General features: G+C 69.0%; 10 protein-coding genes and 1 pseudogene. 5 read left to right on the top strand and 6 right to left on the bottom strand.

Annotation, left to right across the window (positions count from 1 at the left end):
* Nucleotides 1-18: 18 nt before the first annotated feature.
* On the bottom strand, nucleotides 19-1,128 hold the full coding sequence (locus JWN03_RS34650) for a polyprenyl synthetase family protein (RefSeq protein ID WP_441343118.1): 1,110 nt from the start codon (nucleotides 1,126-1,128) through the stop codon (nucleotides 19-21).
* A gap of 424 nt (nucleotides 1,129-1,552) precedes the next feature.
* Between JWN03_RS34650 and JWN03_RS34645 the strand changes: the two genes are divergently transcribed.
* Together JWN03_RS34645 and JWN03_RS34640 are read left to right on the top strand one after the other, a co-directional pair.
* Nucleotides 1,553-2,551, top strand: a complete 999-nt coding sequence (locus tag JWN03_RS34645; protein ID WP_297623981.1) for a methylenetetrahydrofolate reductase — start codon at nucleotides 1,553-1,555, stop codon at nucleotides 2,549-2,551.
* 111 nt (nucleotides 2,552-2,662) lie between these two features.
* Entirely contained in the window at nucleotides 2,663-3,490 is an 828-nt protein-coding gene (locus JWN03_RS34640; protein WP_297623978.1) for a hypothetical protein, read from the top strand.
* Here the strand turns inward: JWN03_RS34640 and JWN03_RS34635 are convergent, their stop codons facing one another.
* From JWN03_RS34635 to JWN03_RS34615, 5 genes are all read right to left on the bottom strand, one after another.
* Nucleotides 3,491-4,648: a glycosyltransferase gene (locus JWN03_RS34635; RefSeq protein ID WP_297623991.1), complete on the bottom strand. Its 1,158-nt coding sequence runs from the start codon at nucleotides 4,646-4,648 to the stop codon at nucleotides 3,491-3,493. It lies immediately after the preceding gene.
* The gene (locus tag JWN03_RS34630) at nucleotides 4,648-5,319 is read right to left on the bottom strand and encodes an LppM family (lipo)protein (RefSeq protein WP_297623988.1); all 672 of its coding nucleotides are present in this window, start codon (nucleotides 5,317-5,319) and stop codon (nucleotides 4,648-4,650) included. Before JWN03_RS34630 ends, JWN03_RS34635 begins: the two co-directional genes overlap by 1 nt.
* Nucleotides 5,320-5,427: 108 nt before the next feature.
* Nucleotides 5,428-6,174 carry a carotenoid biosynthesis protein gene (locus JWN03_RS34625; protein WP_366914515.1) on the bottom strand — a complete coding sequence of 249 codons (747 nt, stop codon included), beginning with the start codon at nucleotides 6,172-6,174 and terminating at the stop codon, nucleotides 5,428-5,430.
* A gap of 325 nt (nucleotides 6,175-6,499) precedes the next feature.
* Complete coding sequence (locus tag JWN03_RS34620; protein ID WP_297623972.1) at nucleotides 6,500-8,068, bottom strand: phytoene desaturase family protein; 1,569 nt, start codon at nucleotides 8,066-8,068, stop codon at nucleotides 6,500-6,502.
* Nucleotides 8,069-8,204: 136 nt separating this feature from the next.
* On the bottom strand, nucleotides 8,205-8,816 hold the full coding sequence (locus tag JWN03_RS34615; protein WP_297623985.1) for a GNAT family N-acetyltransferase: 612 nt from the start codon (nucleotides 8,814-8,816) through the stop codon (nucleotides 8,205-8,207).
* Between the two features lie 187 nt (nucleotides 8,817-9,003).
* Between JWN03_RS34615 and JWN03_RS34610 the strand changes: the two genes are divergently transcribed.
* The 3 genes and pseudogenes from JWN03_RS34610 to JWN03_RS34600 form a co-directional block, all read left to right on the top strand.
* Nucleotides 9,004-9,444 carry an SAV_6107 family HEPN domain-containing protein gene (locus tag JWN03_RS34610; protein WP_297623969.1) on the top strand — a complete coding sequence of 147 codons (441 nt, stop codon included), beginning with the start codon at nucleotides 9,004-9,006 and terminating at the stop codon, nucleotides 9,442-9,444.
* A 125-nt stretch (nucleotides 9,445-9,569) separates the two neighbouring features.
* Nucleotides 9,570-9,995 (top strand): DUF3040 domain-containing protein, encoded by a 426-nt coding sequence (locus JWN03_RS34605; RefSeq protein ID WP_297623966.1) that lies wholly within the window; start codon nucleotides 9,570-9,572, stop codon nucleotides 9,993-9,995.
* 436 nt (nucleotides 9,996-10,431) lie between these two features.
* Nucleotides 10,432-10,568, top strand: a pseudogene (locus tag JWN03_RS34600) (division/cell wall cluster transcriptional repressor MraZ); the annotation flags it as partial.

The following is a 10,568-nucleotide window of genomic DNA, read 5'->3' as shown; positions in this document are numbered from 1 at the left end:
CCCCATCCCACCACGTGGTCAGTAGGACCGGGCGGTGGCGGCCAAGGCCATTGCGCGCAGCTGCCGCTTGGCATCCGCTGTTGCCGTGCTGGCATCCAGCGCGGTGAGGGCCTGGTCGGTGAGGCTGGTGATGCGCTGCTCGACCGCGTCCACCGCACCTAGCTCGGTGAGGATGCGGCGCAGTTCGGTGACCTCGTCGGGGGTGACATCGGTGCCGAGACTGCTGCGAATCAGCGCCGCGGCGGGCGGATCGGCACGGTCGGCCCGGCGCAGCGCCTCGGCGATGAGCACGGTGCGCTTGCCCTCGCGCAGATCGTCGCCGGAGGGCTTGCCGGTGACCGCGGGGTCGCCGAACACGCCGAGCAGGTCGTCGCGCAGCTGGAAGGCGATGCCGATATCGGTGCCGAATTCGCGGTAGGCGGCAATCAGTTCCGGGTCGGCGTCGGCGAGCGCCGCGCCCAGGTGCAGCGGGCGTTCGATGGTGTACGCGGCGGTTTTGAAGCGATTGATCTGCAGCGCCGCCTCGACGGATTCGTCACCGCCGGCCTCGCCGTGGATATCGAGCATCTGCCCGCCGAGCACCTCGGTGCGCATGGCGGCCCACACCGGACCGAACCGGTGCAGCGCCGCCGCGTCGAGTCCCGCATCGCGGGTCATGTCATCGGCCCAGGCCAGCGCCAGATCGCCGATGAGGGTGGCAATGCTCGCCCCGTAGTGTGCGGAGTCGCCCGCCCACTGCCCGTCGCGATGGCGGGTCTCGTAGTCCACATGCACCGTGGGGAATCCGCGCCGGGTGCGCGAGGAGTCGATGATGTCGTCGTGGATGAGCGCCGCCGCCTGCACCAATTCCAGTGCCGCACAGGCGGTCAGCACCGCATCCGCCTCCGGATCGGTGGCGCTGTGCCCGGCACCGAGCCAGCCGGTCCAGGCAAAGGCAGGCCGAGTGCGCTTACCGCCCCGCAGCACGAATTCCTCGAGCGTCCGCGCGGCGTCGAGGACCACCGGCCCCAGCGGCTCGATGTACTCGCGGCGAGTGACGAAGAAATGCGTGAGACGTTCCTCGACAGCTGCGACGATTGATCCCGCGCCGACCGGGTGGCGCGTCGGGGTACCGGGTCCGGCGGACAGGGGATCCTCCTGAGGTGTGTGCCGCGCGCTCGGCGCGACGCTTTCGCGGGAACAGCCGACACCGCGAAACCACGATCAACGCGGGGCAGGGGTTCGGCAACGACTCTAGCTGTGCCGCCTCCCCGAGACTTTAGCGGTCTCCTTCGCCTCCCCGGGATTTTGGCGGGCGGCTGAGGAGCCCCACCGGCCACGTACTCGCAGTGACGTCGGGTGGGGGAGACGGTTTTCGGCGGTGCCCCAGGAGTTACCCGAAGGTCGCGAAATCAGCTGTTGCGTTGGGGGACCCGGGTGGGCACTAGCGCCCGATCTATTGGAGGTTTCCCATGGTCGTATTTTCCGGGGCGGGGCGGGGAATGCGGGTGTGGCGCGACCGGTGCGGTCGGGTCCGGGGAGGTGGCGGGGCCGGTGCCCTTAAACTGAGGGCGTGAGTTTCGACAATGTACGGGGATATTCGACCCCTGGCCGAGTTTCCCGCACACCGCAAGTGTCCGGAACTCGTTCCATAGTTCAGCAGCTCGGGCCGCGTGCGGATGGGTCGGTGCCGTTCTCGGTGGAGTTCAATCCGCCGCGGGATGCGGCGGCCGAGGCGCGGTTGTGGCGGGCGGCTCGGGAGTTCGAGCGGCTGCATCCGGCGTTCGTTTCCATGACCTACGGCGCGGGCGGGTCCACCCGGGATCGCACGGTGCGGGTGACCGGGCAGCTGGCGCAGGAGACCACGCTGCTGACGGTGGCGCATCTGACCGCCGTGGATCACAGCATTGCCGAATTGCGTTCCATCGTCGGCGCCTACGCGGATGCGGGTATTCGCAATCTGCTGGTGCTGCGCGGTGATCCGCCGGGTGATCCGCTGGGGGACTGGGTGCAGCATCCCGAGGGCGTCGAGTACGCCGAGGAGCTGGTGCGCATGGTGCGCGAGCTGGGCGACTTCCATGTGGGTGTGGCCTCGTTCCCGCAGGGCCATCCGCGCTCGACCGATCTGGATCAGGACACCGCGCATCTGGTGGCGAAACTGCGTGCGGGCGCGGAGTATTCGATCACCCAGATGTTCTTCGATCCGGAGCACTACCTCCGGCTGCGCGACCGCGTGGCCAAGATCGATCCGGTCGCCGGCGCCAAGCCGATCATTCCGGAGCTCATGCCCATCACCTCGCTGCGCACGGTGGAGCGCGCCGTCGAACTCTCGGGCCGCGAACTGCCCGAATCGGTGCTGCAGCGCCTGCGCCTGGCGGCCGGTGACGGTCCGGAGGAGAACCGGGCCGCCGTGCGCGCCGCCGGTATCGAGATCGCCACCGAGATGGCCCAGCGCCTCATCGACGAGGGCGCGCCCTGCCTGCATTTCATCACCCTGAACTTCGCCAAGACCACCAGCGAAGTCCTGGCGAACCTCGGCTACACCGTCTCCGCGACTCCGGCGCACGCCTGACCCGCGGCCGGACCGGCGGCGAGCCAGGTCCGGCTTGCCGGATTAAATGTCCGGAATGTGCTGGTCAGCGGAGTAACGTGCGACCTCGACCGCGATGTTGAGGAGACGCTCATGCCCGTGTTGCACAACCTCGTACGCGTCGCAGGCGCAGTAGGCGCTTGCGCAGTGCTGGCGGCAGCCGGACCGGCAACCGCCGCGCCCGACCTCCCCGGCAATCCGCCGGCGGCTGCCGCGACCGCCGACGGAAGTGCGCCGGTGGAAGGGCTCAACGTAGCGCTGACGAAGGGCGCCGCAGCCGCCATGGCGAACGGGCTCGACCCGCACGCCACCGCCGCTGTCGTCTCCGCCCTCGCCCGCGCCGGACAGACCGCCGCACCCTCGGACTGGTTCGCCGCCTACAGCCAAACCCTGGACGGGCTACAGCAATTGGGCGTCGAGCCCTTCATGTACCCGACCGCCGCGCCGTTCTGCGTGGGCGGCACCACACTCGGGCTCGCCCCCGCCATTGCCGGCGCTATCCCCGGTCCGTGGCCGAAGTTCGCGGTTTCCATTCCCGGACTGGATCTTTCGGCCGTCAAGGCGGGCCAGACCATGTTCGCTTTCGTCCCCTACGGCCTGAACCCGGACGGGACGGACACCTCGGGTATGCAGGTGGCCTGGCTCAATCTCACCACGGGCCGTGGCGGTTTCACGCCCATGGGCTCGCTGTCGTCAGTCCTCAATGCCATGATCCCGCCGCAGGTCCCGGGCGAGCTCCGGCCCATGGTGGAGCAGGCGGTGCACGACTTCTTCGCCGGTTCGCTCCCGACGGGCGGCGTGCGCGCGGTCCCGGTGACCACCGGCTCCGGCACCGTCCTGGCCGCCATGTTCGGTGTGGTCAACAATGGCAACCGGTCCTGCTTCTTCTTCCCGACCGTGGGTGTCACGCCCGTTCCCTGATCAGCGAGTGTTATTGAGGGCCCGGCCTTTCCAGGACAGGGTGCCGCCGCGGTGGGCCAGATGTGACCGCATCGACAGTCGGAGATAGGCGGCGATCGCAACCGGATGCGCCAGGGCCGCAAGGGCATCCGCACGGGTGAGATTTCCGCCACTCTCCGTCGAACGCGCCAGCAGGCGGCCGGTGACGGCGGCGGCGTAGCCCAGCAGCCCCAGGCGGCGCGTCCGTCCCCGCCCGGACAGCGCGGCGACGGGCGGCACCCAGTAGGCCAGTGCCAGGAGGGCGGCAATGGCGGCGCTGCCCGCGGGCCCACCGTAGGCGGTCCACAACCACCGGCTGTAGCCCTCTTCGAGTTCCCTTGCGTCCCGGTACATCCGGGTCTCGGCGAGCTGACCGCCCGCGACCAGCACGGTGCGCCGCCCCGCCCGCCGCAGGGCACGCGTGATGGCCAGATCCTCGGTGATCCGGTCCGCGACCACCGCATGCCCGCCAAGTGCGCGATAGTCGGCGGCGTCGAAGGCCAGGAACTGCCCGCAGGCCACCGCCATCGACGGCCGCAGACTCCGATTGCCGACGATCAGCGGCAAGGTGCCCGCCCACGACCAGCACAGCAGCGGCTGTACGAGGCGCTCGGTGACCGTCTCCGCCCGCTGTAGCGGCCAGGCGCAGACCGAACCGGCTTGCGCCCTCCGCAATTCGCGCACAGCCGCAGCGACGGCTCCCGCCGCCAAGCGAATATCCGCGTCGAGGAAGACGAGCACCTGGGAACTGTCGGGTGCGAGGTCGGCGAGGCGAGCGCAGGCGGCGTTCTTTCCGGTCCATCCCGGCGGGGGTCGAGTGTCGTTGCGCACCAGGGTGAATCGCTTATCGCCACCGATGGCCTCGAGGGCTGCGCGATACGTGCCATCAGTCGAGTCATCGTCGAGGACGATCACTCGCAGCTGCGGAATACCCTGCTGCGCACGAAGATCCGCGATCAGTCCCGGCAGCCGATCGGCCTCGTCACGGGCGGGAATGCAGACGGTGACCGACTCGGTCACCTCGGCAGTCCCATCGCGCAACTGCCGCACCGTGATTCGATTGACCAGTGCGGTCGCCGCACCCAAGCCCGCGAGGGCCGCTCCGGCCCGCACCGAGACTTCCCGGGTACGGGACCCGATCACACGCGGGTATTGCGGCTGGAGCGAATCCAGCGCGCCGCACGCACGTACGCCGGCGGATCGGGATTGCGGGTCATATAGGCGAGCACGGCCACCACGGCCGCCACCGCGAGGGTGAGACCGCCGACGATCCCGGCCCAGCCCGCGAAGGAACGCGTATTCGGGTCCGCGTAGCCGACTTCGGCGCGCAGCGTGGTCACATCACCGGCGGGCAGCTTCCAGCTCACCACGGAGTCGCCCTCGCGGGTGCCGTTGGTGGTGGCGATGCGCGCGGGGAAGGCGACGGTCAGCTGCACATCGGAGCCCTGCGGCGGCAGGCTCTTCAGATCCACCCGCCCGGTGAGGGTGACGAGGTCACCGACCCGGTTGAACTGCAGGTTGAACATGCCCTGGGTCTGGTCCGAGAGCGCGCCGAGCTGCTGCACCTCACCGAAGGTGAGATCGTCGAAGTAGACCTGACTGCCGACGTACCCATCCTGCGAGTACGAATCCACCCGCACCTTCGAGGTGAGCGCGTCGGGGGCCTTGAGCTGCGGGCCCTTGTCCTTGTCGTTCTGCGGGATGGCGGCGGCCACGATGCGGCCCGACACCCGGTCGTTGGAGGAGACGCCCATCGAAACCTGGACGCGCAGGCATCCGGTCAACATGACGGCGAGGGCCGCGAAGAGCATGACCGCCGATACGCGCACCCACCTACGCGATCGCCGGACCGGCGACGGCGGCGGTGCCGCGGACTCGAGCGTGTCGTCTGCTGTGGGGGTGATCGGACTCGGCACGGGTCACATCGTGCCATGGCCCAGGGGCCGCAGTGTGATTCGACGGGCCCTGAGCCCCTGAACCAGCGGAATCCCCACCACACCGAGCCCCGCGAACCCGTACGCCGCCGAGACCGGCAGCCCCAGGAACACCGCGTGCGCCAGTGTCGAGCCGAGCCAGGTCCAGAGGAATACCGCCACCGGAACCACCCGCGCCACGCCGGTGTCCGGCGCCGTCCGATCCCACAGTTCGAGCAGTCCCGCCATCACCAGCGCCACCGCGAACCACCCCAGATAATTCGTGTACGGAATCTGCCCGAGCCCCGGCAGTCCCGGCAGTCCGGAACTCCACCGCCACTGCCCATCCGCCACCATCTGCGGATCCAGGAACAGATCCCACCCCACCACCCCCAGCGCGGTCAACGAAACCCGCACCCCCGCACGCGAACTCACCAACCGCACCGCCACCCACACCGGATACACCCCACCGGTCCAGGCCAGCGGCACCACCAGCGGCACTCCCGCCACCTCGGCCCCCAGGCGCCCACTGGCGTACTCGTAGCACCCGAACGGCACACCCGTGGTGGTCCCCACGATCTCGGCCACCAGCCCGATCCCCGAGACGATCACCAACAGCCCGGCAGTCCACCGCACCCCACGCGTAACCCCCGCATGCACCAGCGCCGCAGTGGCAGACAACAACACCACCGCCACCGTCACCCGATCCCGCGCCACCCCATGCGCCAGCGGATAAGCAATCTGCACCAACACCAACAACACCGCAGGTGCCGCGGTGACAATCAACGCCCGCTGTGCAACCCACCTGTGCGTGCTCAGCGCCCGATTCGCCGTCTCGGTCATTCCGACTTCGCCGTTCCGGCAGGCGGCCGACCGGAACCGGCGGTGGATCCCGGCCACAAGCGCGCCGGGATGGTGCGGATTCTTGCCGCCGACTCGGCGGGGGTTGTCCCCGCTCGGACGATGAAGGCCATTGCCGCGGGGGTCGATCCCGGCGTCACCAGGGTTTTCGGCGCTGTGCGAGTGGTGGGTTCCCGCGCCGGGGCGGTGGGAGGCTTCCTGAGTGCTGGATCGCTGCTCATCGGCGGGGGAGGCGGAGGCGGGGGCGGCGGAGGTCGCGGTGGACCAGGTGGGCGACGCTGCGGCCGCTGGCGCCGGAGACGCCGCCGCCCGGATGGGTGGAGGCGCCGGTGAGGTAGAGGCCGGGGGCGCCGGGGACGCGGTGGTTCGAGAGTTCGGGGAGGGGGCGCCAGAGGAACATCTGGTCGAGAGACATTTCGATATGCATGACATTGCCGCCGAGCAGGCCCATTTCGCGTTCCAGATCGGCGGGGGTCTGCACGAAGCGGTCGCGCACGGTGCCCGCGAAACCCGGTGCGTGCGCCTCGACTTCGGCGATGATGCGATCGCCCTCACGATCGGCGTGCTCGGTCCAGGAGCTGCCGTCGGCGAGCCGGTACGGATGCCATTGCGCCCACAGCGAAAGCTGGTGCTCACCGGGCGGCGCGATGCTGGGGTCCAGGGCGGTGAAACTCATGGCCAGCACCACGGGGCGGGGCGGGAGATCACCGGCGAGCGCGGCCCCGTGTGCGCGGCGCAGCTGACCGCGGTCGGTGACGAGAAGTTGCAGGCCCGTGGCGGATTCGGCGGCTTTCGCGCCGGGATACTCCGGCAGTGCCGTGGTGGCGGCACGCACCACCATGCCGATGCCGGGACCTACTCGGATGCGGCGGCGCCAGTCCTCGACCGTGTCCGCGTCGAATCCGCCCTCCGCCAGCAGATCCAGCGTGGTGAGAATGTGCGAGCCCGCGATCACGGTGTCCGCGAACAGGTCTCGGCCGCTCGCGGTGCCGACCCGCCAGCCCTTCCCGGACCGGGTGAGCGAAGTCACGGCGTCCCCCGGACTGACCACACCGCCGTCGGCCCGCAGCCGTGCCACCAGCGCCGCCACCAGCGCGCCGCTGCCGCCGACGGCCCGGCCGGGCGGCAGCGTATGCATGAGCGCCGCGAACCCGACCATGGGCGCGGACCCGGGCTCGGACATGGGCGGCCCGGACTGCGCGCCCCACCAGGCGAGCGCCGCCTTCAGTCGTTCACTGTCGAAGTAGCTGTCCAGCAGCGCATCTCCGCTCTGCAGGAACTCCCGCGACAGCGCGCTCCCGCCGCCCTGCGCGTCGAGCCCCCAGAACGATCGCAGCAGGCGCCCGGGCGTCGGCGCACCGGCGAAGGACCGCATGACGCGCGCGGTCCGCGGCCCCCACACCTGCACGAAGGTGCGATACGCGGCGGCATCACGCGCACCGCAGGCCGCGGCGATGGACGCGCAGGTGCGTTCCACATCACGGTGGAACACGATGGGCGGCACGTCGGTCCCGGGCGGCGCGGGCGCGAAAGCCCAAGGATCACAGTCGATATACCGCAGCCCGAAGCGCTCCAGGTCGAGCTCCTCGATGATCCCGGTGTGCCGGATCATGATGTGCGCCGAGGACCCGCGATCCACCTGATGCCCCGGAAACCGCTCGACCGTCGATACCGCCCCGCCGAGCACGGTATCGCGTTCCAGCACTTCTACGGCATGCCCGTCCCGCACCAGATAACAGCCCGCGACCAGCGCATTGTGGCCCGACCCGATAATCACGACGCTCACAGAGCGACCGTGCCGGAGTTCGGTCGCGCGGGTCCGGAGCCTGGTTGCCCGGGTCCGGAGGCCAGTTGCGTTGCGCCGGCGTTCGATTCCGCCGGGTGCGGGGCGCACAGTGGCCGGGTGCGCCGTTCGCGCTCACTCACAGTGGCAGCCGCCGCCCCAGCACCGCGAACTTGCGGGTGTCGCCGGAGAAGATGAAATGCCGCACTACATCACCGAATCCCTGCCGGCGGTAGAGCCGCCAGGCGCGATTGGATTCGGCATCGACCTCCGGTGTGGAGAGCAGCACACTGCGTTCCGGCCGGTTCTGCAGCAGCCGGGTGAGCAGGATCTCACCGATGCCGCGTCCCTGCGCGGCGGGATGCACATGCAGTTCGGTCAACTCGAAGTAATCGGAGAGCAGTTCGCGCGCAGCGTGTTCCGGCCAGCCGGTGCGCCGCATACCGCTGTACACCTGCTGATGCCACCACTGGTGCGGCGCACCGCGATACCCGTAGGCGATGGCGACGATGGGCGCGGTGCGCAGGTCGAGCCGCCCGTCGTCGTCGGGTAGCACCGCGGCCACGGACTGCCAGCCGGGCCTGGTGGTGTGCTCGGTCCACATGGGTGCGCGCTGGTGTTCGGTGCCGCGCGGGTAGTCCATGGCCGCGACGTACACCGAGAGGGCGTCGTGCAGCCGGGCGCGCATGGTCGCCGCCGAGAGATCGACGACAACAGGCGCGGGCGTGGTGTTCGGGGTGACGGCGGTCATCGGGCAGGCGCAGCTCTCGTTAGCGCGGGCGGTGGGTCCGACGATAGCGCCGATCCCGTCCCGCGTTGCTTTCACGGTCGAGCGTCGGAACTTGTCGGTGGGTGTCTTTATATTCAACTTAATTGAAACCTTCGAATACCTGTTCGATCTTCGCGGTGGTCCGGGTATGCGAGTGGGGAGGTACCCGATGTCCGGTAGCAACCAACGTCCGGCCCATCCGGGGCGTGCCGGAGAACTCCTACGGCGCGCCGACGGCCTGCTCATGCAGGCGGCGGGGGAGCAGGATCCGGCCGAGCGGTTCCGCACGGCCTATCTGGCCGCCTTGCGCGGAGCCGGCGCAGTACTCGCTCTGACCGGCGCGGACCGTGCGCCACGTGCACGTTCCCGCAATGCCTGGGTGCTGATGCAGGCCGCCGCACCCGAATTCGTGATGTGGGCGGACTACTTCACCGGCCAGTCCGAAACCCGGGCCGCGCTGGAGGCCGGTTTGCCCCGGCCGATCGATGATCAACGCGCCGACGAGTTCTCTTCGCGGGTAGGCGCATTCCTGCATGACGTCGAAGATCTGCTGGCCGCAGCGTCACGATTGCGTCCCAGTACGGGATGGGTTGCCGGAATGCTGGCCTGAGTATCGGCGAGTAGGTGGTAGCTCTCTGATCGAACTCGTATTATTAATGGCAGACAGCCGCCAACGTCGGCTATCTGTCGCCTACCCGGAGGCGACCGCCACCACCTAGTGCCGGGGGAGGTACCGTGCCACTCTCCGAGCACGAGCAGCGCATGCTCGAACAAATCGAGAGCGCGCTTTACGCTGAGGACCCCAAGTTCGCCTCGACGGTCCGGGGCGGACGCCTGCGTTCCGCCACCGGCCGGCGCAGATTACAGTCGGCGGCTTTGTTCGTCCTCGGTCTGTTTCTGCTCGTGGCAGGCATCGCCGCGCCCGTCAAGCTGGGCGACTTCCCGATCATCAGCTTGATCGGATTCATCGTCATGTTCGGCGCAGGTGTGCTGTTGCTGTCCGGTGGCCGTGGGATGAGCTCCCAGGGCGGCCGTGGCAGTGAAAGCCATCCTGCGGCGGGCACCGAACCCGGCGGCGGCCGGGGTCGGCAGAAGAAGTCGGGCGGGTTCTCATCTCGTATGGAGGACCGGTTCCGCCGCCGGTTCGAGCAGGACAACTGATCGGTCTGCTCCGCTTCGGCGGACAGCTCTATCGGCTAACTGAAACAAGCGCGACACGCCGTGGCGCCACACCGACTTGAGGTGTGGCGTCGCGGCGTTTCTCGTGGAAGTTCTGCGGCGTGTCCATGTCCCGCCGGCCCTCCCCACCTTCACCCACGGCATTGCCCCACCTGCACCCACTTTCGCCGGAAATGGGCGCTATCTGCGTGTTTGCTAACTGTTGTCGGGTGCCCTCCGCCGCGAGCCGTGCGTGTCGGGGGAACTGGGGCGAAAGTTCCCCACCGTGGTGATAGCTGGTGTGACCTGCAAAGTTCGCCAAGCGGGGACTGAGATCACCGCCGCTTTCGATTGAAAGTGGGGGAAAGTGGGGTAATGTGGAGCGCGCACTACAGGAGACCGAACAGTCGAAGGGTGATTCGGTAGGAGGTGTCGCGGCTTGTTCCTCGGTACCTATACCCCTCGACTGGACGACAAAGGGCGACTCACGTTGCCTGCGAAGTTCCGGGACGAGCTGGCGGGAGGGTTGATGGTCACGAAGGGTCAAGACCACAGCCTTGCCGTATATCCGAAGGA

It is taken from the genome of Nocardia sp. (genome assembly GCF_025465275.1).
Taxonomy (GTDB): Bacteria; Actinomycetota; Actinomycetes; order Mycobacteriales; family Mycobacteriaceae; genus Nocardia.
The sequence above is the reverse complement of the archived record's forward strand: the minus strand, read 5'-3'. Positions and strand labels throughout refer to the sequence as shown.

What these genes read in the sequence shown, in the direction of transcription:
- JWN03_RS34640 (WP_297623978.1), top strand. Translation starts at nt 2,663, where the DNA reads ATGCCCGTGTTGCACAACCTCGTACGCGTCGCAGGCGCAGTAGGCGCT.
- JWN03_RS34630 (WP_297623988.1), bottom strand. Translation starts at nt 5,319, where the DNA reads ATGCTCTTCGCGGCCCTCGCCGTCATGTTGACCGGATGCCTGCGCGTC.
- JWN03_RS34615 (WP_297623985.1), bottom strand. Translation starts at nt 8,816, where the DNA reads ATGACCGCCGTCACCCCGAACACCACGCCCGCGCCTGTTGTCGTCGAT.
- JWN03_RS34610 (WP_297623969.1), top strand. Translation starts at nt 9,004, where the DNA reads ATGTCCGGTAGCAACCAACGTCCGGCCCATCCGGGGCGTGCCGGAGAA.